21 protein-coding genes and 10 tRNA genes are annotated in these 21,776 nt (G+C 48.4%); 7 read left to right on the top strand and 24 right to left on the bottom strand.

What is annotated here, in order from left to right:
- Positions 1-124 precede the first annotated feature (124 nt).
- A complete protein-coding gene (locus AC3RCI_RS01565; RefSeq protein WP_127541307.1) occupies positions 125-796 on the top strand; it encodes a phosphatase PAP2 family protein in 672 nt (223 codons plus the stop codon).
- Positions 797-924: 128 nt separating this feature from the next.
- Here the strand turns inward: AC3RCI_RS01565 and AC3RCI_RS01560 are convergent, their stop codons facing one another.
- The gene (locus AC3RCI_RS01560; RefSeq protein ID WP_095293545.1) at positions 925-1,704 is read right to left on the bottom strand and encodes a helix-turn-helix transcriptional regulator; all 780 of its coding nucleotides are present in this window, start codon (positions 1,702-1,704) and stop codon (positions 925-927) included.
- A 111-nt stretch (positions 1,705-1,815) separates the two neighbouring features.
- Between AC3RCI_RS01560 and pyk the strand changes: the two genes are divergently transcribed.
- Entirely contained in the window at positions 1,816-3,231 is a 1,416-nt protein-coding gene (gene pyk / locus AC3RCI_RS01555; protein ID WP_336784410.1) for a pyruvate kinase, read from the top strand.
- A gap of 103 nt (positions 3,232-3,334) precedes the next feature.
- Here the strand turns inward: pyk and AC3RCI_RS01550 are convergent, their stop codons facing one another.
- The gene (locus AC3RCI_RS01550; protein WP_127541311.1) at positions 3,335-3,784 is read right to left on the bottom strand and encodes an SRPBCC family protein; all 450 of its coding nucleotides are present in this window, start codon (positions 3,782-3,784) and stop codon (positions 3,335-3,337) included.
- 327 nt (positions 3,785-4,111) lie between these two features.
- Between AC3RCI_RS01550 and AC3RCI_RS01545 the strand changes: the two genes are divergently transcribed.
- Both AC3RCI_RS01545 and AC3RCI_RS01540 read left to right on the top strand, forming a co-directional pair.
- Positions 4,112-4,849 (top strand): WecB/TagA/CpsF family glycosyltransferase, encoded by a 738-nt coding sequence (locus AC3RCI_RS01545; RefSeq protein WP_336784411.1) that lies wholly within the window; start codon positions 4,112-4,114, stop codon positions 4,847-4,849.
- A gap of 74 nt (positions 4,850-4,923) precedes the next feature.
- Positions 4,924-5,763, top strand: a complete 840-nt coding sequence (locus tag AC3RCI_RS01540) for a DUF6597 domain-containing transcriptional factor (RefSeq protein ID WP_492527368.1) — start codon at positions 4,924-4,926, stop codon at positions 5,761-5,763.
- On the opposite strand, the gene AC3RCI_RS01535 is transcribed toward AC3RCI_RS01540, so the two are convergent.
- Both AC3RCI_RS01535 and AC3RCI_RS01530 read right to left on the bottom strand, forming a co-directional pair.
- Positions 5,747-6,280 carry an MOSC domain-containing protein gene (locus tag AC3RCI_RS01535; RefSeq protein WP_492527367.1) on the bottom strand — a complete coding sequence of 178 codons (534 nt, stop codon included), beginning with the start codon at positions 6,278-6,280 and terminating at the stop codon, positions 5,747-5,749. The two genes, AC3RCI_RS01540 and AC3RCI_RS01535, sit on opposite strands and share 17 nt — an antisense overlap.
- Before the next feature lie 100 nt (positions 6,281-6,380).
- Positions 6,381-7,601 carry an MFS transporter gene (locus tag AC3RCI_RS01530; protein ID WP_492527366.1) on the bottom strand — a complete coding sequence of 407 codons (1,221 nt, stop codon included), beginning with the start codon at positions 7,599-7,601 and terminating at the stop codon, positions 6,381-6,383.
- Between the two features lie 230 nt (positions 7,602-7,831).
- On the opposite strand from AC3RCI_RS01530, the gene AC3RCI_RS01525 reads away from it, so the two are divergent.
- The 3 genes from AC3RCI_RS01525 to AC3RCI_RS01515 all read left to right on the top strand — a co-directional run bounded on the left by AC3RCI_RS01525 (position 7,832) and on the right by AC3RCI_RS01515 (position 9,767).
- On the top strand, positions 7,832-8,197 hold the full coding sequence (locus tag AC3RCI_RS01525) for a DUF1304 domain-containing protein (protein ID WP_492527365.1): 366 nt from the start codon (positions 7,832-7,834) through the stop codon (positions 8,195-8,197).
- Between the two features lie 120 nt (positions 8,198-8,317).
- Positions 8,318-9,118 (top strand): DUF4261 domain-containing protein, encoded by an 801-nt coding sequence (locus AC3RCI_RS01520; protein WP_492527364.1) that lies wholly within the window; start codon positions 8,318-8,320, stop codon positions 9,116-9,118.
- Positions 9,119-9,407: 289 nt separating this feature from the next.
- Entirely contained in the window at positions 9,408-9,767 is a 360-nt protein-coding gene (locus AC3RCI_RS01515) for a hypothetical protein (protein WP_492527363.1), read from the top strand.
- Positions 9,768-9,830: 63 nt separating this feature from the next.
- Here AC3RCI_RS01515 and AC3RCI_RS01510 read toward each other — a convergent pair whose 3' ends face one another.
- The 20 genes from AC3RCI_RS01510 to AC3RCI_RS01415 form a co-directional block, all read right to left on the bottom strand.
- Positions 9,831-10,331: a GNAT family N-acetyltransferase gene (locus AC3RCI_RS01510; RefSeq protein ID WP_492527362.1), complete on the bottom strand. Its 501-nt coding sequence runs from the start codon at positions 10,329-10,331 to the stop codon at positions 9,831-9,833.
- Positions 10,328-10,825 carry a hypothetical protein gene (locus tag AC3RCI_RS01505; protein WP_492527361.1) on the bottom strand — a complete coding sequence of 166 codons (498 nt, stop codon included), beginning with the start codon at positions 10,823-10,825 and terminating at the stop codon, positions 10,328-10,330. The genes AC3RCI_RS01510 and AC3RCI_RS01505 overlap by 4 nt, the downstream gene beginning before the upstream one ends.
- A gap of 318 nt (positions 10,826-11,143) precedes the next feature.
- Positions 11,144-11,512, bottom strand: coding sequence for a hypothetical protein (locus tag AC3RCI_RS01500; RefSeq protein WP_492527360.1), 369 nt, complete (start codon positions 11,510-11,512; stop codon positions 11,144-11,146).
- A gap of 306 nt (positions 11,513-11,818) precedes the next feature.
- A complete protein-coding gene (locus tag AC3RCI_RS01495; protein ID WP_492527359.1) occupies positions 11,819-12,832 on the bottom strand; it encodes a LacI family DNA-binding transcriptional regulator in 1,014 nt (337 codons plus the stop codon).
- Positions 12,833-12,958: 126 nt separating this feature from the next.
- Positions 12,959-13,765, bottom strand: a complete 807-nt coding sequence (gene iolB / locus AC3RCI_RS01490) for a 5-deoxy-glucuronate isomerase (protein WP_336784421.1) — start codon at positions 13,763-13,765, stop codon at positions 12,959-12,961.
- 41 nt (positions 13,766-13,806) lie between these two features.
- Positions 13,807-14,859 carry an inositol 2-dehydrogenase gene (gene iolG / locus AC3RCI_RS01485; RefSeq protein WP_492527358.1) on the bottom strand — a complete coding sequence of 351 codons (1,053 nt, stop codon included), beginning with the start codon at positions 14,857-14,859 and terminating at the stop codon, positions 13,807-13,809.
- A 69-nt stretch (positions 14,860-14,928) separates the two neighbouring features.
- The gene (locus AC3RCI_RS01480; RefSeq protein ID WP_492527357.1) at positions 14,929-16,404 is read right to left on the bottom strand and encodes a CoA-acylating methylmalonate-semialdehyde dehydrogenase; all 1,476 of its coding nucleotides are present in this window, start codon (positions 16,402-16,404) and stop codon (positions 14,929-14,931) included.
- 48 nt (positions 16,405-16,452) lie between these two features.
- Positions 16,453-17,463, bottom strand: a complete 1,011-nt coding sequence (iolC, locus tag AC3RCI_RS01475; RefSeq protein WP_492527356.1) for a 5-dehydro-2-deoxygluconokinase — start codon at positions 17,461-17,463, stop codon at positions 16,453-16,455.
- A gap of 189 nt (positions 17,464-17,652) precedes the next feature.
- Entirely contained in the window at positions 17,653-18,549 is an 897-nt protein-coding gene (gene iolE, locus AC3RCI_RS01470; protein ID WP_492527355.1) for a myo-inosose-2 dehydratase, read from the bottom strand.
- A 62-nt stretch (positions 18,550-18,611) separates the two neighbouring features.
- Entirely contained in the window at positions 18,612-20,477 is a 1,866-nt protein-coding gene (gene iolD, locus AC3RCI_RS01465; RefSeq protein ID WP_492527354.1) for a 3D-(3,5/4)-trihydroxycyclohexane-1,2-dione acylhydrolase (decyclizing), read from the bottom strand.
- Positions 20,478-20,791: 314 nt separating this feature from the next.
- Positions 20,792-20,862, bottom strand: a tRNA-Gly gene (locus tag AC3RCI_RS01460).
- A 10-nt stretch (positions 20,863-20,872) separates the two neighbouring features.
- Positions 20,873-20,946: transfer RNA gene (locus tag AC3RCI_RS01455), tRNA-Pro, on the bottom strand.
- An 8-nt stretch (positions 20,947-20,954) separates the two neighbouring features.
- Positions 20,955-21,033 (bottom strand) — tRNA-Leu (locus tag AC3RCI_RS01450).
- A gap of 15 nt (positions 21,034-21,048) precedes the next feature.
- A tRNA-Arg gene (locus AC3RCI_RS01445) sits at positions 21,049-21,125 on the bottom strand.
- 9 nt (positions 21,126-21,134) lie between these two features.
- Positions 21,135-21,209 (bottom strand) — tRNA-Gly (locus tag AC3RCI_RS01440).
- 10 nt (positions 21,210-21,219) lie between these two features.
- Positions 21,220-21,300, bottom strand: a tRNA-Leu gene (locus AC3RCI_RS01435).
- Positions 21,301-21,311: 11 nt separating this feature from the next.
- Positions 21,312-21,384 (bottom strand) — tRNA-Lys (locus tag AC3RCI_RS01430).
- Positions 21,385-21,391: 7 nt separating this feature from the next.
- Positions 21,392-21,477: transfer RNA gene (locus AC3RCI_RS01425), tRNA-Tyr, on the bottom strand.
- Between the two features lie 12 nt (positions 21,478-21,489).
- Positions 21,490-21,562: transfer RNA gene (locus AC3RCI_RS01420), tRNA-Phe, on the bottom strand.
- Positions 21,563-21,695: 133 nt separating this feature from the next.
- Positions 21,696-21,773 (bottom strand) — tRNA-Asp (locus AC3RCI_RS01415).
- Between the last annotated feature and the right edge of the window lie 3 nt (positions 21,774-21,776).

The following is a 21,776-nucleotide window of genomic DNA, read 5'->3' as shown; positions in this document are numbered from 1 at the left end:
AAAACTGTCATCATAGTAGTACGAAAGATATTGGCTGCAGGGTTAACCATACTCTGAAGCGTCTTATAGAGAGAAAAGGTAAAATAACGAACGTACATGATGCATAACAAATCAGGGGGTCAATATGAAAGAACTATTTCTGCGCTGGGGGCATCTGCTGGCTATACTCTGCATACCACTTCAAGGCACCATATATGTTTTTCTAGGCAGTAATCCGGGTGACAATGTCTTCTACAATTACGCTTGGATTGATACACAAATTCCATTTATCAAAGAATTTATCTACCCATACATTAGTTGGATGCCCATTCTATACCTTGGCTTTATCTATCTGGGCCTGACGAATAAATCGTTATTCTGGCGTACACTACTGACCTATAATGTCGGAGTCATCGCGGCCAACATCTGTTTTGCAGTCTTTCCAACGCATGTCCCGCGGCCAATGGTTGGCGGAACGGATCTGAGCAGTACGTTAGTTCAGTTCATCTATGCCAATGATGCTCCATTCAACTGTTTTCCAAGCGTTCACTGCCTCACAAGTTATCTGCTGTTTATAATCATTAATCGGCATTTGAATTTCCGACCACTCGCCCGAATCTCCTGGTCAGTGTGGCTCTGGCTGATCATTGCTTCAACGGTGTTTGTAAAACAGCACTCCCTGCTGGATGTTGCAGGCGGTATTTTGTTTGCGGAAGCAGCGTATTGGGCCGTCCGGGCAGTCTTGGCCCGCAGCAGCCTTGCCCGCAAAAAAACGAAGCAGCGTGTAGGTGCTACCAATACAAGCAGCAATGCTTAATCACTCCTTACAAGCAGCAAGGATATATGCTGCATGAAATCAAAAGAGGGCCAGCGGCCCTCTTTTTTTGCATCTCTATATATAGAAGAAACCAAAAACCGACCCACCTCCAGGGTTAAAGTTCCATCTCAAATCACAGGAGGACGCTCATGGAGCCAGTCGGAAGGCTGGGTTCCGGTTATGCGCTTGAAAATGCGGTAAAAGTACGACAAGTCCCGATAACCAAGAAATTCGGCAATCTCCTGAATGGACAACTGTGATTCGGTAAGGAGATATAACGCCCGTTTCATCCGCTGGTCATGCACATACTGGCTGATCGTTTGATTTGTCATGCTTTTGAACAACGCTGCAGCATAATTGGGCGTCTTGCCAATCGCATCTCCGAGATCATCCTTCGTTAACTTTTCCCGGTAATGGCGCTCAATGTATCGTTTCATCCGCTCTGCGTGCATATGTTTCTCTGGTGGAATAACTCCCCGGTCCAGTTCCCGATTCACATAAATCAACACTTCCATCAATAAGGCCTGACTCATCATGACATAATAAGAAGGACGTTCCTGCCACTGCTGGTGAATCGCCTTCATGCGTTCATGAATCAGCTCGTAACATCCGGGTCTATGCCGTAACACTTCTGCCCGTTCCAATGCAGGCAATCCATCGGCATGATCTCCTTGCAAATGGACAACAATTTGAGTGTGCGTTACCGTAGGAATACTTTTGCCATAGTAGGAGACATCACCGGGAATCAACAACAATTCCCCCTTCTCCATAATCTGTTTCTCGCCGTTCACCCAATATACACATTTGCCATATGTAACCAAGCTGAGCCGCCAAGTTCCTTCGGTTTGCACTGCTTCTTCGTACCAACCGACGCCATTAATATGCCTTACTTCTAACGGAGTGATCATAACTCACCTCATTACTGGACTATACTCCAATCATTGTACTATAGTTCATACCCTGATTCGACAGAAAACGCTACAATACACACATAAGCAAAATATGAGGAGGAAATCAGCATGTTGAAAACAAAGATTATTTGTACTATGGGACCTGCTTGTGACTCGATCGAAACATTGAAAGTAATGATTCAGGAAGGCATGACGGTGGCCCGTCTGAATATGGCTCACGGTGAGCTGGAAGACCACGTTACCCGGATTAACAACATCCGCCAAGCAGCTTCCGAGCTGAACAAATATATACCTATTATGATGGACATCAAAGGACCGGAAGTTCGGATCGGCAAACTGAAAGAAGCATCCTGCCACTTGCAAGCAGGCAAAGAGCTGATTCTGACAACGGAAGAAATCCTGGGTGACGCAGAGCGTATCTCCGTAAACTATCCTGAATTGAATCTCGTTGTGAAGCCTGGCGATCGCATCCTGATTGACGATGGTCTGGTAGACCTGACTGTACTCTCTGTAGAAGGTTCGGATATTCATTGCAAAATCATCAGCGGCGGCATTCTTAAACCACGTAAAGGTGTAAACTTGCCAGGAATCAAAACGACTCTGCCGGGTGTAACCGAGCGTGACGTTATGCACATCGGATTCGGAATCGAAAACGATATCGAAATCATTGCAGCTTCCTTTGTTCGCAAAGGCGATGACATTCGTGAAATTCGCAGCATCCTGAAAGAGCGCGGTGCAGAGCACGTGCAGATCATCTCCAAAATTGAAAATCAGGAAGGTATGACCAACCTGGACGATATTATTGAAGCTTCTGATGGTATCATGGTAGCTCGTGGTGACCTCGGGGTTGAAGTACCGATTGAAGACGTGCCTATGATGCAAAAAGAAATGATCGACAAATGTAACCGTGCAGGTAAACCGGTTATCGTTGCTACACACATGCTGGAATCCATGCAAGTTAACCCGCGTCCAACCCGTTCCGAAGTCAGCGACGTAGCGAACGCCGTTCTTCAAGGCGCTGACGTAGTCATGCTGTCCGGTGAATCGGCTGCAGGTAAGTATCCTGTTCAATCTGTTCGCACAATGGCTGCTGTTGCACGTCGTGCTGAAACGATGATTGATTACAAAGAGCAATTCGGTCAAAAATCAGCTGCACAAGTAGCCGACATTACGGAAGTTATCAGTCAGGGAGCTGTAAGTTCCTCTCTTGTACTGAATGCCAAAGCGATCATCACTTCCACAGAAAGTGGCTTCACGGCACGCATGATCTCCAAGTACCGTCCGAAAGCACCGATTATCGCCGTTACTCAGCATGAAGAAGTACTCGCTAAAATTTGCTTGCTCTCCGGCGTTATCCCAGTTATGGGCGACAAAGTAACGACGACGGATGAAATGTTCGAATCTGCTACACGTAACGCAATCAAAACGGGTTATATCGAAAAAGGCGACATTATCGTGTTGTCCGCAGGTGTACCTATCGGTCAATCCGGTAATACCAACCTGATCAAGGTTCAACAAGTATAATTCAATTCAATCGATACTGTTAAAATATAGACAAATAAAATCCACCGAAGGCTCGGCTGCCTTTCGGTGGATTTTTTGATGTGACGATTCAGGTATATTTTTTTTACCAGCCGAAGTCCAATGTTTTTCCCGTTTCTGCCCAGGTTTTGATACTGCTTAAAATCATCCACCAGCTGCTCTGCGCGTTTGCATAGGAAGGATGATTCTCCGTAAATTGATCATTGATCAAGGTCAGTTTGGTACATTCGCCCACGGTCTCGAGCTGGAAGACTACTCTGGATTCAAGATCCGTATGATTCGCATGATACGAGGGTCCAGGATGCTCCCGATAACTGAGTCTGGATAAAGGTTCGAACTCTAAAATGTCACCGTACACATGGACGGTTTCAGCACCATCATTGCCTGGTCCTACATAAGCAAACGGCTGGCCTGGTTGAAAATTGGAACGAAGTTCACTGCCAAAGAAACTGCTTCGTGTGCCGTCAGGTGAAATCAGGGCATTCCACACGTCTTCCAGCCCGGCATTGATATAAAATTCATATTTTAATTCCATGAACTCACTCCCCTATGCAATGGATATGCGATCTACCAACTCGCACTCCTATCCTATCGTTATACCCCTAACTTCGTATTGTAAAAACACGACAACCGGAAAAATAAGAGCAGGATTAGTCACCGGACAGTCCTATCGATATATATCTAAATAATAAGGAAAGTCCGTGCTTTGCTTTAGCCAGTCACCTCGTTCCATAACGGATAACTAAACCATATAGTTCTTTGCCAGAAGTTCAGATATACTAAAATGGAATGAAATAACAGGAGTGGTACCATGAGTTTGCCCCTATTCATTGGTGGGGCGTCATCAGAAAGGAAGCAAAGCATGAGCCAAACTACGAATATTATGGGTATTTCTTTTCCCAACCTTACCATGGAGCAGACCGTCACCATTCTAGGTGATGTTGTAGATCAGCGTAGCACTGAACTCTTTCATGTCATTACGGGAAACCCGGAAATCGTCATGTCGTGTCAAAAGAACCAACCACTTCGGGCGATCGTGGATCAAGCCGGACTGGTTACCGCCGACGGGGCAGGCATCGTGATGGTCTCACGCTTCCGAGGCGGGCAATTGACTGAGCGGGTAACCGGCTGTGATCTTTTATTCCGCTTATTGGAAGAGGGAAACCGGAAAAGTTGGTCCTTCTATTTGCTTGGAGCAGAAGAGAAGGTTAGTAAACGGGCAGCGGAAGTCATAGAGGAGAATTATCCGGGTGTAATCGTTAGCGGCAGGCACCATGGTTTTTTCTCAACGGATGAGGAAGAGCACATTGTGGAGGAAATTCGCAATGCACAACCAGACTTTCTTATTGTCGCACTCGGAGCACCGAATGCCGAGCACTGGATCGACAAACACCGCCATCTGCTGAATGCTCGTGTAGCCATTGGCGTCGGAGGAAGCCTGGATATCGTCGCAGGCAAGACCAAACGTGCCCCGGCCTCTTGGCAAAAGCTAAATCTGGAATGGTTGTACCGGCTGCTCAGCCAACCCTCAAGATGGCGAAGACAGCTTATATTACCACGTTTTGCTGTTCGAGCACTGCTGTTCCGAGAGCAGAAGTGACCGGACAAGACCCATGTTTTTCTGTACCTGCGAACACAGGGATAGCCACATTAAATACAGAGGAGATGAACAAGATGGAATCCTCAACCCATATCCGCAGACCCAGCATGGGCCTGCTTCAACTGGACGAAGGCAACAAAAGATATGAGCTGACACGGCATGCTCCTGCGGAAGCGCTCAGTCCTTTTGTTAAACATTACTGGATGGTATCGTGGGATCTTACAGGTCTTGAATCCTATCCACAGCATGTGGTGCCCAATCCCTGTGTTAATCTGGTCGTAGAGCGAGGCAACACGTTTTTCTTCGGTCCTTCCGGGCGCAAATTCTCCTATCTCATTCGCGGAAAGGGACAGGTGTTTGGTGTGAAGTTCCGACCGGGAGGATTCTATCCCTTTGTTCGTCTCCCCGTCTCATCATTGTGTGAACGACCGTTAGAAGTTTCCCGTGTGCTTGACGCGAGCGCAGCTTCATTGGAAGAACAACTGCTCACCGACGGCAGAGATGTCGATAAAATCAGTTACATGGATCAGCTTCTATGTGCACATCTTCCAGCCAAGGATACCCAAGCGAGACTGGTTCACGATATCGTGCAGCAGATTGAACTGAACCGGGAACTGTTGAGAGTGGATGATCTGTCGTCGTTCTGGAACATTCATACAAGAAAACTCCAGCGCCTGTTCAATCAGTATGTAGGAATCGGCCCCAAAACGGTAATCAAGCTCTACCGACTGCAAAATGCAGCCGAACTGATTGACCGCGGTCTTCACTGCGATCTGGTTAAGCTATCTCAGGAGCTTGGATACCACGATCAGCCTCACTTCATCAAGGACTTTAAATCCATTATCGGGAGTACACCCGAAGAATACATCCAATCACGCAAAAACCTGCCCCCAAATATCAGGACAGGCGTATAACTTCAATCGTATCACCAGTGTGGATTGCACCTTCCCGCTCAACCGAGCAGACAATACCACGTTTTCTGCGGGCGGCAGGCACGAATTTTTTGCGCAAACCATCCTGTTCATAGACTTGCTCAATCACTTTCCCTGGATGAACACAAGGAAGATTCTCGCCTTCGCATATCAAACCTGTCCCGTCAGGAAACAGAAGCCGCGTTCCGGCAGGCAGCTCAGTTAAGCGGTCAATGCCACGAACCAGCATATTGGCACCAAGCCATTCCGGACGAATTTCGGGAATGTTCATTTTCTCTGCGATGAGAGCACATTCCTCCTCCGACACAATACTAATCTGCCGACGATTGGCAATCATCGTGCCCCGCTTATATATCTTCTGTCTGGAGTCCGCCGAACGCAGCAGGCCATAATGACGGTCTCCCGGTATTCCAGCAAGCTCAATATCGATTAACGGTACGGTCCGCGTAACAAACGTCGATGGATCGTCTGCAAGCAGCACGTATTGAACGGTTCCCATGCCAGTCCCCTCTTTTCCATGAGCAATTCATCTCTTCGAATATATTATTACCCAACAGGCAGACTTCAGCAATCGGCATTTGTTGATCCTGCAAATGAATTTACTCCGAGCTCCTCATCACGTGAAATCCCCTAACTCCCTTACCCTTAGGTAGCATCAGCAGCAAAATGAACGCACCTGCCAGAAAGAGTACACCACTCGCAGTAAATACCGTCGTTAGGTTCAAATGGTTCATTAGATAACCTGCAGACGACATGCTAATGACCATCATGCCCATAAACACCGGAGTAACTGCCCCTCCCACTCGGCCAATAAAGGTCGTATCCGTATTGCGCATAATCATCGTCTGAATGCCTACATGAATCCAAGGATAAAAGAAACCATTAATCACCTGAGCGATCATGGTCAGCAGAATATTAGCGGACCAGCCCATCATGATTGTTCCGAGCGCACTGATCAGCAAACCTGCAGCGAGCAGCACTTGAGGCTGAAGTTTTTTGGCTGCACTCATGATGATTGCGCCCCCGACCAGCATGGCTGCACCATTAACCATGAGCAGCCACTGTAGAAAAGTTTTGTCCTGTCCCAGATTATCGATGACAACAAAGAGCATCAACGGTTGTATCAACCCTGCAGCCAGCCCGGCTACCGCAAAAGTCATAACCATTGCCCGAAGAGCAACATTGGCATACACATATCGAAATCCCTCAGCCAACTCTTGATGGAAGGAGCCACGAATGCCTGTAGCCACAGTATGCCCTTCATCTTTGGGTAACCGCGAGAGAACCAGCCCGGATAGCAGAAACATCACAGCTGTAAGAACAAGAGATACTTCGATCCCGTAGTTCTGATAGATGACCGTTCCGATCATGGGACCAACCACCATAAAGACAGCAACCATCGTTTGAAACATGGCCATTACTCCCTGCAACCCCTCACCTGGGACGTGCTGCTTGAACAGCTTCATTGCAGAGGGCTGTGAAAATTGAGAGAAAACGGCTGAAACCAAGGTACCCAACAACACTGAATACCATGGACCAAACATTAAGGCAACCAGCACAACTACCGCAGAAAGTGAGGAAAACAGATCACACCACACCATGGTACGTTTGGGCCTCCAGCGATCAGCGAAGGTTCCTCCGATTATTGCAAAAATAAAGATGGGTGCATACTCCGCCACAGAGATCCATGATACGGCCTGCGGATCATTGTTGGTCAGATCAGTCACATACAAGAGTATGGCAAAATTGCGTATCCAGATCCCCAACTGCAGTAGTAATCGCGAAATGACTATGGTACGTACATATGGATTACGAAACACTTTAACTCCTCCTTCGGACTTTTTAAACAAATTATTATAAATAACGTTTGTTTATTTATAGATAATATAATTTATTGTTTGTTATTATGCAATAATTTGTTTCCTCAGTTGTCCTATCCATATTAATTTTACTCAATTTATTTGTTTAAAATTTAATTAGTACTTTTAGTTGTGGATGCAAACAATTATACTGAGAAGATAATGAAATAAATTACATAAAAGAAAGCAAGGTGTTCGTATTGATCGGTTTAGTTTTTGTGGCTCTGGTAGCCATTGAACACATTTACATCATGATCATGGAGATGTTTATGTGGACTCGTCCACGTACAATGAAAACCTTTGGTCTCACACCAGAATTCGCAGAATCAACCAAGTCTCTGGCAGCTAACCAGGGGCTTTACAACGGTTTTCTCGCAGCGGGGCTAATCTGGGGATTGGTGTATCCAGACACGGTGATTGGTCAGCACATTCAGATCTTCTTCCTGGCTTGTGTCATCATCGCAGCCCTATACGGAGGAGCAACTGCTTCCCGGTCTATTATCGTCAAACAAGGATTGCCAGCAATGATCACATTGCTTCTGGTGCTTTTCCTCTAATCAGCTCTTGAGTGGTAACTCACTGCCCTTATTCATTACAGACCAGAGTATGGTATGGTAAGGTAATAATGGAATCAGTTATACCCATTACCGTGATGGATTTGGAAAGGAGAATGTCTCATGGGACTGTTTGACAAGCTTCGGCGTCGCAAAAAGGAACCTGTATCTGTAGGCGGAGCCGTCGAATCTTCTTCACATAGTGAAACCATTGTTGGTTTTGTCCTTTTGGAACAGGATGACTGTGATTTTGATCAATTCATCCACACGATGAAGAAGGATTGGGATATTAATATCGAAGAGAGTTCAGAAGAGGGTAACCTTTTCTTTGAGGTAGATGGGATGCAGGTGGTATGTGCTTATATCGGTGCCCCTGTTCCTGACCGGGAAGTAGAGGAGAACGCCAAATTAAATATATTGTGGCGTGAAGCCGAACAAGTCACTTCCAGGCATCAATCACAGATTATCGTCTCTGTTCTGAACGCACCGGATGCGATTCAGGGACATATCCTGTTTACCAAGACAGCAAGTGCACTGTTACAGCTTGACCATGCACTCGCCATATATTTGGCACCACTTGTTGTCGAGGCTCGTCAGTATGTTGAGACAAGTTATATCCTCAAGCAGGACGAGTTGCCTGTTTCCCTATGGATTTTTATCGGGATGTATCAAAATGCGGAAGGCGCTTCAGCTTATACGTATGGATTGCGTAACTTCGGAAAAGAAGAGATCGAGATTATACATTCAGCCAACCCATTAAGTGATGTATTTGAAATGATGTTTATGACGATGACCTATGTGGTTGAAAATGACATCACGTTGCACGATGGGGAGACCCTCGGATTTACAGCTGAGCACAAGCTCCCAATTATCCGGTCCAAGGGAGTAGCTACAGAAGGCAGCAGTTTAAAGATCGGATATTAATTAACATGTAGTCATATAAGAAGCAGCCCACAGGGGCAAGCTCAGCATCCCCCTATTTGTCTCCTGAAATAAATAGAGCCGTCCAAAGCATTAACCTGGACGGCTCTCTTATTTTTGAAGCCGCTATTTCACCCTCATCCTAGATTCCCTAAAATTAACTCTGCTAGTATAAAAATAGTTCATAAGTATTATATAATCTCAAAAATTTGTTTCAACACCCGATTTTCGGGTATAATTAATAGGTCAATAGACTTATATATTACATAATTTTTTCGAGGGAGTTGCCTGTATGTCTGTACGACGTTTGGATTCAAAGGAACCTATTATTGAAATAATCTGGGATGGCATGGTTTCCCCTGAAGAAGTAGAACAAACGAATCGGGAAATTCAAAATATTGCGCAGCAATTGAATAATTCGTTTGATGTACTGGTGGACATGCGGAACATGAAGGCTTTCTCCCAAGAAACCAAAGAGAAAATTGTGAAGCACCAAAAGCTGCTCACACAATGGGGTATGAGACGTGCGAGTGTAGCGGTCGGCAGTGCCATTGCGAAGATGCAGCTCAATCGAATCTCCAAGGAATCGGAGCATCAGACGGAATTCCAATGGGAAACATATGATGAAGCACTAGCATTTTTGACGAAATAAGAGAAGCGTTCCCTTATGGGAACGCTTCTTCTATGTTTAGATCCATTTAGACTCCCGTAGTACTCAAAGGGCTGGATGAAGTCGACATAACATGGTGACCGATGTACCACACATCCCAATCTCCTCGAATCCAAAACGCCGGTAAAGTCGGATGGCCGCATTGTCTGGATCTACGCTGAGCGACACTGCATCAATCCCCCTCTGCCGAGCTTCTTCCAATGCCGCTTGCATCAGAAGAGTGCCCAATCCTTTTCCACGTGCTTCCTCAATGACTGCCATGCCCATCTCTGGTGTAGCAGCGTTCACGTAACCGTATCCGGCATTGTGCTCATCATACAAACGTAAAGTGATCGAACCCAGTTTCCTGCCTAATGGATCTACCGCGATATATCCAAAATCCCCTGTTCTTCCCCAGCCTTCCACGTACTTGGATAGTTCTGGAGAATGTACAATCCCAGGTTCCAAAGGTGCATCACCCGCCTGGGTATGCAGGGAAGCGTATAACATCTCCCACAGGAACGGAACATCTTCCGTTTCAACAGGACGCACATGGTACTTGGTCATGATTCTTCCTCCTTTATTCCCTCAAAGAGGCGCTCCATCTTGTACCAATTCATATCTTGCGACACCTTATAATCCTGTAGTTTATCTCGCGTATCATTACCGTCATAGATCGTCATTGAATGTTTGTTATATAAGGTGATTCCATAACCATTGATTTCACGTTCCTCTTTGTTAATCATAAGACGCCACTCATAATAATAGGGAGATTCCCGTTCTGTATCCCTCTGATTAATCTTCTTCAATTCAATGTCCTTATAGTCCTTCAGAAAGTCTTGGATTTCCCCCGCATCCTTGATGATCACTTCCTCCCTGTCCCCCGATTTACTTGAAAATCTCGTGATTTCTAACCGGTCGAATTTGTCCAGCATGGTCATGTGATCCGTAACCTCTGCCCGAAACGTGGTATGCTTTTGGGATATGTACACGGGTATCGCTGTAGCTACTAAGGCAAGTAAAATAACGATACCCAAAATCAGCCTTCTTTTTCTATTCATAAATCAACCTCCTCTCGTTAACCTATATGCGACTGTATCCATCTATAGTTGGAAAAATCCTGATCCGCTAAAATGTTGTGGGTCCTTCGCCCTCTGATGCTGTGCTTCCCATTCTCCTTCTCTCTCTGGGGGTGCTACGTATCCACTAAAACTGAGCTGTAATCGAGATTGATCCTGCAATGTACCCAACACATAATTTTCCACAAGTTCTACTGAGCTGGAATGATCGGAGGAGAGATAACCGGTGTTATCGTACACTTTGCAAAACTCTTTTCGTATCATGTCACCAACTCTGACCTCTCTTACTTGTACCAAAACTTATGCCTGTGCTGAAACTCCCTCTTCCAGGGCTATATTGGCCGTGTACTCTGCGTCGTAGCACTCCAAGATTAGGGAAGGTGTTGGTTCCTCTGTAGTGTTGGCCTTCTGGCACTCATGCTCCTGGCTGATGGGTTCCTTCGACGTTCTCTCACCCGTAAGTTCGGTATATCTCTCTTGAAACTGTTCAGGAGATAGTTTCGTAACTTCCCAGTCCATCACATTAGTCTGAGAAGGATCCTGTGTGAGGGATTCAACAGTTGATCTCGTAGTGATCTCCTTCTGACCAGAAGAAAAATCCAGTAGCAATAAGCCCACAATGAAACATATGGATGCAGCAAGTCCCCACCTTTTAATAAAATTACCCATCCTTCTCATCCTAATATCGTATACACTCGAATATAGTATGTTCTTCCTATTATACCATTTCATCCATATATTGTTCTATATTATTGCATCCATCCAAACAGACATATCAAATATTATAGCTACCCTATGCGAAAAACAGCTTACCTCCCCCTACCAAGCAGCAGCTGGATTACATCATACCAATTGGATTTCATCAAGTCTTCTAATCCCGTAGTCCAAACGGAATAAGCCGCATCCACCCTCATACGAGGTTGAATCCGGCTTGTTTGTATATCTCACTGAGCTGATGTGATGCTGCATCCTGAATCATGAATGAATGGAAACATCCCCCGTTGACTCTCTGATCACCAGCTCGGGTTTCAGAACCAATTTCTGTGGCCGTTTATGCTCATCCTTCAACTCATCGATCAGCAGATCTACAGCACGATGCCCCAAATCCTCAATAGGCTGGGCGACCGTCGTGAGCGGTGGATTGGTCACGGATGCGAGAATGGTATTGTCGAATCCGATGATGGAGACATCTTCAGGGACTCGCAGACCGAGCTCTTTTGCTGCTTGCAGCGCACCAATGGCCTGCATATCATTACAACAGAATATGCCGGTTGGCCGGGTGGTTTGCCCGAGCAGCACAAGCACCTCCTGTTTGGCTGACTTTATGTCCGCGGTTGATTCCCTGACCTGGGAAGATTCAAAAGCAAGACCTGCTTCCTCCACTGCTTCCCGGAATCCGCGTATACGTTCCTTACTGCTGCTGACCTTGAGGGGCTCTGACACCACCGCAAGGCGGGTATGACCCAACTGAAGCAAATGCTGCGCGGCCAGTGCGCCACCAAGCCTGTCATCGATCGCAACGGTGTGCACCGAGAGGGATGGCAGTTGACGCGCAATTAAGGCAACAGGTATGGATTGCTGCAGAAGGGGTGACAAAATCTCGGCATTATCAATACCCGTTCCGATCATCATGCCATCGACTCTTTTTTGCTGAAGCAGGTTCAAATAGCGCTCTACCCGCTCGTCCTTATTGTCCGTGCTGCAGATCACGACGCTGTACCCCAGCTGACGGCTTCGGTCTTCTACCGCTCTGGCAAGCTCGGCAAAATACGGATTGGATATATCGGGTACAAGCAGACCGAGCGTATAGGTTTGCTTGCCCGTAAGTGCAGCAGCAATCGCGCTAGGTTGATAGTTAAGGCGCTCCATAATCTCCATAACCTCAGCGCGCCGCTTTTCACTGATTTTCCCTTTGCCGTTAATGACCTGTGAGACTGTGGCAATGGATACGCCCGCCTCTCGTGCAATATCATAAATGGTTGCTTTCATTGTTAATTCCCCATCTGTGCTATATACAATATTCTTATATATAGGTAATCGTTTTCTTCTCATTATGCAGGGGGAAGTCTGCATTCGCAACTCGAAGCCACACTATAAGATGCTGATGAGAACGCATTACCTTTTCATTAGCCAATCATGGTCAGGGTCATTATAAAATTTCCAGGTTCGAGTCGGGCCCGCCATCACATTAAGGTAATACACCTCATATCCCGGTGGAGCACCTACTGGGTGGTATCCGCAAGGGACAAGCACAACTTCACCATTGTTCACTGCCAGTGTCTCATCCACTGACCGATCATCCGTGTAAATGCGTTGAATGGCAAACCCCTGCACCGGCTGCACCCGGAAGTAATAGGTCTCCTCCAATAGTGATTCTTCAGGCAAGGCATCCCGGTCATGTTTATGCGGCGGATAACTCGACCAATGTCCATCAGGCGTAAATACTTCAACGACGAGCAGACTGTCCGCTTCCTTCTGTTCCGGTAATATGTTATGAATCTGGCGCTCCAGATTGCCATACCCGCGGGTCTCTACTCCAACGTCTTCCGGTGTGATGAGACGAGCTGGATATGTTCCTTTGCCTGGTGCGGCACATATGGCTATCTCCAATGCCGAAAGAGCCTTGATCTCCACCTGATCGGAGCTAGAGACATAGACGGAATAAGGAGGTGTTTTCTCAAATATGCTCATTCTCTTCCCAACGTTCTGCCACGCATGCTCCCGCGTACTTATATTGGCCAGCCCGCTAAGCAGTACGATACAGAGTTCCTGATCACCGCTCTCGCGGGTGAAGGATTGCCCTTCTGCAAGCTGTACTACCTGAAACCCAACATACTGCCAACCAGCAGACTCTGGAGTTACGTGTATAAGCGTGCCGTCCCCCTCCGAATGTACTGCCGGTTTCACGATACGTTCTGACATGCTGCAGCCTCTCCTTTCTGTGCGCACGCTGAAATAAATTTTTAGGGAGATGCAGTTTGAGATTCCATTGTCACCCCGGTGACTTCTCGCAGCTTGACAGGTCTCCCCTGTTCCATGGACATCCTTGCAGCCAGTGCAATCCGTTCAGCCTGAACCGCATCATGGCCGTCGACAGTAACAGGTGTATCCTTCAGGATCGCTTCAATAAAAAGGGCCGTCTCCTGCACATAAGCCTCATTGTATCTTTCCAGAAAAAAGTGAAGCGGTTTATCCCGCATAAGCCCTGCCGCTGTACTAATCTCTGCCGTATTGGGATGATCATTTGCAGCTGCTGCACTGCCCAATGAGCCAAACACCTCGACACGCTGATCATATCCATATAACGCTTGGCGGCTGTTATCAATGACCCCGATAGCCCCATTTTCAAAACTCATCGTCACAATGGCTGTGTCCACATCTCCATGCTCTGCAAAAACAGGGTGGATCAGCACATTCCCTTGGGCATACACTTCCTCTACTTCACTTCCCGACAGATAACGTGCCATATCAAAATCGTGAATCATCATATCCATGAAAATCCCGCCAGATACCCGGATATACTCCGCGGGCGGCGGGCTTGGGTCCCGTGAAGTGATTTTGATAATATGCGGATCACCGATCGTCCCATCCTGCACGTGGTCCCGCACCCGTTTGAAGTTGTGATCGAAACGGCGGTTGAATCCGATTTGCAGCTTCACGCCAGCCTTTTGCACAGCCGCTACAGCCGCTTGGGTTTGAGCCAAATCCATACTGACCGGCTTCTCGCAGAAAATATGCTTGCCCGCTTGCGCTGCTTGTTCAATTAAGGGTACATGCGTATCCGTCGAGGAGCAGATCAGTACAGCATCCACGTTCGGCATCGAAATAAGCTGACTGCTGTCTGTTGTTACAACCGGAATTCCCCTTACGGAGGCCCAAGCCTCCAGCTCAGGCCCCGCAAATAAATCACTGATTCCTACAATTTCGGCATGCGGGTTGCGCAGGAGATTGTCTGCATGAATTTTACCGATCCGTCCGGCACCGATAATGCCAATTCTCACTCTGTCCTTGCCCATTTTGTTATCCTCCCTGTCCCTGTTCGCTCGCTATAGGATGCCTCTTGGTCTGGCTTATCCCTAGGATTGTTACCAGCGGGCCGTCACCATCTTTTTGCGCGTATAAAATTCAACACCATCCGTACCGTTGGTGTGCAGGTCACCGTAGAAGGATTTCTTCCAGCCGGAAAAAGGGAAAAAGGCCATTGGCGCAGGTACGCCCAGGTTAATACCAAGCATGCCTGCATCAATCGTTTCACGGAATTGTCGCATGCTCGCCCCGCTACGAGTGAACAAGCACGCCCCATTGGCAAAGTCGGAACGATTCGCCAGCTGGATTGCTTCCTCGAGCGTATCTACTCTAGCTATGGAGAGTACAGGGGCGAAGATCTCATCCTTCCAGATTTTCATGCTGCTCTGAACCTCGTCGAATATGGTGGGTCCAACAAAATATCCGGATGTGCTTGCCGCTTCATCCTTGCGGCCATCACGGATCAAGGCTGCGCCTTCCTGTTCTCCAGATTCAATGTAGCTGAGCGTACGTTCTTTATGCGGACCTCGAATGACCGGACCGAGAAATACCCCCTCATCTAAGCCATTGCCTATCGTGATATTGTCCGCTGCTTCCACCAGCTTTTGGACCAACGCATCTGCAATATCACCAACGGCCACGACAACCGAACAGGCCATGCAGCGTTCTCCGGCTGAGCCAAAAGCTGCACTGGTGATCTCCTTCACCGTCAGGTCAAGGTCGGCATCCGGCATGACGATCGAGTGGTTTTTGGCACCGGCGAGTGCCTGCACCCGTTTTCCGTGCGCGGATGCCGTAGTGTAGACGTATTCAGCCACAGGCTGTGAGCCGACAAAAGAGATGGCTTGAACATCCGGATGTTCAAGCAGTCCGTTCACGACGTCATGCGCACCGTGAACGATGTTAAGTACACCGTCCGGAAGCCCGGCTTCCTTGAACAGCTCAGCCAGGCGCCCTGCGAGCAGCGGTGTTCGCTCGGAGGGCTTCAGCACAAAGGTATTCCCGCACGCAATCGCCAGCGGGAACATCCAGCACGGTACCATCATGGGGAAGTTGAAAGGGGTGATCCCCCCTATAACGCCGATTGGGTACCGGTACATGCCTGATTCCAGGCCCGTGGCGATATCAGGCAGCTGCTTGCCCATCATCAGATTCGGGGCACCCGCCGCGAACTCGACGCATTCAATGCCCCGCTGTACTTCCCCGTAGGCTTCGGCATAGCTTTTGCCGTTCTCCAATGTGACCAGCCGGGCCAGTTCTTCCCAGTGTTCTACCAGCAGCTGCTGGTAGCGGAACAAAACACGCGCACGGCGAGGAACTGGTGTGCTGCTCCAGGATGGGAATGCCTCTCTTGCCGTTTGGACCGCGAGATCCACGTCTGCCTGTTCTGACAGCGGTACGTGTGCAATGACTTCCTCCGTAGCCGGATTCATGACCGGCTCGGTTTGGGTTGCCACCGGGGCTACCCAGGCACCCCCGATCCAGTTTTGTACCATCGTCACGGTTGTGGACGCTTCCGAAATCCCTTTTCCCATAGCCCTGTCTCCCTTCGCTTATATATGTTGCAGCCATTCCTTAGTAATTCAGGACACTATAATCTCGCCCCGATTACAGCGCTCAATATAGTCATTCACCTGTTCCACCGTTGGCATCGCATCCGAGCAGCTGTGACTAGAAATGACGATACTCGCTGCTGCACTGCCGTACGCCATACTGCGTTCAATCGTCCAGTTCTGCATTAATCCGTATAGGAATCCTGCTGCATAGGAGTCGCCAGCTCCAAATGTTTTCACCACACGCGCTGGGTAGCTGTCTGCACGATGGGATAACCCCTCGCGGGTATAGGCAATGGATCCTTCCTTGCCATGCTTGATAACAACAATTTCTGCTGAGTAGTCAAACCACTTTTGCGAGGTCACCTGATCGCTGCGCTGTGTATTATGGTCAAACGTCTCCATCATGTCGAATTCCTCACGGGTACCCAGGATGATATCGCATTTTTCAGCTGCAAGGTTGTAATACACTGCTGTTTCTTCCGCCGATGTCCAGGTGTAGGGACGATAATCGAGATCAAATACAATGACGGTTCCATGTTTTTTTGCATACGTTAGTGCCTGAAATACCGCTTCACGAGATGGACTCTGGGCAAGAGCCGTTCCGGAAATTAGCAGTACTTTGGAACCCTCGATCAGCTGCTCCTGCACTTCACGGGCTTGTAACAGCAGATCAGCTACATGGTCTCGGTACATCAGTATGCTGCAGTCGGTTGGACTTTTGATCTCGGTAAAAGCAAGCCCTGTCACTGCTCCTGTGTCATCGGTTACCACATTGGACGTATCAATTCCGTTGCGTTCCAGATAACTATGGATGAACCTTCCCATCTGGTCATTGGCGATTTTCCCGATAAAGGCCGTCTCCATGCCGAGCCTGGACATGCCAATCGCAATATTGGCCGGAGATCCACCTACATACTTCGTAAACGTCATCGTCTCTTCCATCGGACGGTTAATCTCATTGGCGTTTAAGTCAATGCATAGTCTTCCGATTGCGGTAAAATCCGTCTTCCTGGAAGCAGGAAAGGAAACGTAAGCCATGGCTCAGAACCCCTTTCTGTAAATGGAATAGTGTTCTAGATTGAAGGTGCTGAACGATCCAGATAAATCATACTCTTCTCTCCGAATACACCTTCTGTCTACATTGGTATTTTGATATGCACCTATGAAAAACACCTTCGTTACCTAACCCTATGGAAATCATAATAAACTCATGCCGAATTAGATGGTCTACCTAATTAATGAATTCATGTACAAGAGGGAACGTTTCGCATACTCATATGGGTTATGAATGGCAGGATCCTGCTCGCCTTCAAGCATCGCCCACCCATCGTATCCCCGATCAACCAATTCCTGCAGAATCGGTGCAAAATCAATGCATCCATCCCCGGGTACAGTAAATACCCCTTTGCGTATACAGCCGACAAAATCAGATTGTGCTGCCCGTGCCTCATCCAGAACATCCGGACGGATATCTTTTAAGTGAATATAGGCAATCCGGTCATAATGCTTACGCAGCAGAGCAAGTGGATCAGCTCCCCCGTAGTAGGCATGACCCGTGTCATAAAGCAAGTAAACGAGAGTAGGATCGGTCAATTCCATCAACCGGTCGATCTCCTCCGGCCGTTCCACTACGGTGCCACCATGGTGATGGTATGTTAGTTTCAATCCATGTTCTCGTGCAATGGCACCAGCCTCGTTCAACCCTTCAGCAAGGATGTGCCACTCGGAATCACTGAGTCTTAGCACTTCCTTCTCATGCGGAGTCCGCCGTGGATCAAAATGCAGGGAACCCCCGACCTCTGCTGTACTAATCACCGTACTACCCATCGATTGCAGAAACTCCGTGTGTCTGCGATAGCTGTCCAGCTCTGATTTCCGGTATGCCGGGTCGGAGAGCAATACCGACTTCCACTGGGAAACGAGACGGATATTACGCTTATCTAGTTCCTCACGCAGTGCGGCTGGATCCGTTGGATATTTGCGCCCCATCTCCGTACCAGTCAGTCCGAGTCGCTGAATATCATCCAAAATCTGCTCACACGTCGTGTTGTCTCCATGCTCCTTCACATCCTCGCCGACCCAGTTGATCGGATGAATCCCGAGCTGAAATGGCAGCTTGTTCATGGCTCCACATCTCCTTTATTTGAGTTCAGCATCTTGTCTGTTCAGATATATACAGTGCTGAATTAAATGAGCTTTGCTTTGGCACGTCTGGCTTGCATGGCATGATGAGCACTTACCACCTTTAGTTCCGTTGATACTTCCGGCACGCCAACATTCCACCAGGATTCATATCCTCCTGCATTTGTCCCTGGTACAACCGGAATCTCGATAAGTGTCGTCACGCTCTCATTCCTAGCATCCCTGAGCGCCTGCTCCAGCTGCTCTGCTGTTTCCGCTCGATATGCTTGTGCTCCCAGACTGCGGGCATGTGCTGCAAAATCCATCGGCAGGTAATCCCCTGTCAGTCGTCCACTCCCCGATTCCCTATAACGAAACTCGTTGCCGAATCCGTCACTGCCGTGCTCGCGCTGCAAATTATGAATGCATTGGAATCCATTGTTATTGAATAGCAAAATGGTGAACTTCTTCTGTTCCTGCAGGCTGGTCACCAGCTCGGAATGCAGCATCAGGTAACTACCGTCACCAACCATGGCATATACTTCCCGATCCGGCTCGGCAAGTGCTGCTCCAAACGCACCACTCACCTCATAGCCCATACAGGAGAAGCCATATTCCATGTGATACGTCTTCGGTGCTGCTGCTCGCCACAGGCGATGCAAATCTCCGGGCAGGCTTCCTGCCGCACACACGATGATGGAAGATGGAACAATGGTCCGATTAATAATTCCAACGGCGGTGGTCTGTGCCAAGCCGGCTTCGTGCTTTAGTTCATACAACCGATCTACTTCTCGGTTCCATTCAACCCGCAGATCAGCAACCTCGGATGGGCCGTAGCCGCTACGGTATCTCCGTTCCTGCATTGCCGTTTGCAGGGCTTGCAGACCTTCCCTTGCATCTGCCAGGATGGCTTCCCCGCCCAGCTTGGCTGCATCCATACCGTTCAGGTTCAGGTTGATAAATGTCACTTCTGGATGCTGAAAAGCGGATCGGGACGCCGTCGTGAAATCCGAGAACCGGGTGCCGACGCCGATCACAACATCTGCTTCTCTCGCGAGACGGTTTGCCGCCAGGGAGCCTGTAACCCCGATGGCCCCCACGTTGAGTGGATGGTCCCAGGACAGTGCACTCTTGCCAGCCTGGGTCTCGGCAACCGGAATGCCGAATGCCTCGGCGAAGGCAGCGAGCTGAACAGACGCCTCGGAATACAACACACCGCCGCCAGCAACCAGCAGCGGCTTTCTTCCACGGGCCAGCTGTTCCGCAGCCCGTTCAATGGCTGCCTGAACCGGGGGGCGGCGGTCCAGGTAATGCACCTTGCGGGCGAAGAACGCTTCCGGGTAATCGTACGCCTCTGCCTGCACATCCTGCGGCAGTGCCAGCGTGACCGCTCCCGTTTCCGCTGGATCCGTGAGAACACGCATTGCATGTGTTACAGCAATCATCAACTGTTCAGGACGTACAATGCGATCCCAATACTTGCTGACCGCTTTAAAAGGGTCTGTAGCCGAGACGGTGTAATCACTGCTCACCTCAAGCTGTTGCAGTACCGGGTCTGGCTCACGTGTGGCAAAGTTATCTCCAGGAAGCAGAAGTACAGGAATCCGGTTCACGGTCGCTGTTGCAGCTGCGGTAATCATATTCAACGCACCTGGACCGATCGATGTGGTACATGCGTATATTTGCCTGCGATTCTTCTGCTTGGCATAAGCCGCTGCAGTGTGTACCATACCCTGTTCATTCTTGCCTTGCATGTACGTCAGACTTCCTGGGCTGCGTTCCAGTGCCTCTCCTATTCCTGTAACATTACCGTGTCCGAAAATACCGATAACACCCTTCACGAATTTGGTCTCAACACCATCTACGGAAATATACTGCTGATCCAGATAGCGGAGCAGTGCCTGGGCCATGGTCAGCCGGATCGTTGTCATGGATTTCGTCTCCTTTCCCTTTACGGGTAAAGCGCTTAATCTAGGTTAAGTTTAAGCGCTTTACCCGTAAAGGTTAAGCGCTTAATTGGTATAGTATTACATCATGGCTAAATAGGCAAGATATTTTTGTAAGCGTTTTATGAAAAATGAGGGCTAATCTGATCTATACGCTATCAATCAACATGTCACAGGGTGAGTTGTATTTGTTCAAGTTCAAAAGGATGTAATTGCAGAGAGCATGTAGTCTGGTGAAAACCCTAAAAGCACAAAAAAAAGAGATGATCATGATCATCTCTTTTTTCTCTATATCGGTAAGCGGGTGATGGGAATCGAACCCACGCTATTAGCTTGGAAGGCTAAAGTTCTACCATTGAACTACACCCGCGAAAATAATATCGGGATGACACGATTTGAACATGCGACCCCCTGGTCCCAAACCAGGTGCTCTACCAAGCTGAGCTACATCCCGTTATGTTATACCGGCGAGAGGACTCGAACCTCCACGGTTTCCCACTCGATTTTGAGTCGAGCGCGTCTGCCATTCCGCCACGCCGGCATATGAAGTTATAAATGGCGCGCCCTGAGAGATTCGAACTCCCGGCCTTTTGATTCGTAGTCAAACGCTCTATCCAGCTGAGCTAAGGGCGCATATTTAATTGGAGCGGACGACGGGAATCGAACCCGCGACCCTCGCCTTGGCAAGGCGATGCTCTACCGCTGAGCCACGTCCGCGTATAAGGGATGCGCGTGGAGGGACTTGAACCCCCACGTCAAAGACGCTAGATCCTAAGTCTAGTGCGTCTGCCAATTCCGCCACACGCGCATATATAAAAGTGAGTCATGAAGGGCTCGAACCTTCGACACCCTGATTAAAAGTCAGGTGCTCTACCAACTGAGCTAATGACTCATAAAACTGGTGGAGGATGATGGATTCGAACCACCGAACCCGTACGGGAGCAGATTTACAGTCTGATGCGTTTGGCCACTTCGCTAATCCTCCAGGATTAAAAGGTGGCTCGGGACGGAATCGAACCGCCGACACGAGGATTTTCAGTCCTCTGCTCTACCGACTGAGCTACCGAGCCTTATTAAATTTTAGATTAATGGCGGAACCGACGGGATACTCTCACTTCGTTCGAGACTGCGAAGCTGATGCTCTCGAAGTGTATGCTCCGACGAACCCAAAAACGGATTCTCATCCCTGAAGCAAAATAAAGATGGCGGAACCGACGGGATTCGAACCCGCGATCTCCTGCGTGACAGGCAGGCATGTTAGGCCAACTACACCACGGTTCCAGG

It is taken from the genome of Paenibacillus sp. MT124 (assembly GCF_058792755.1).
This window is presented reverse-complemented; position numbering and strand designations above follow the sequence as displayed.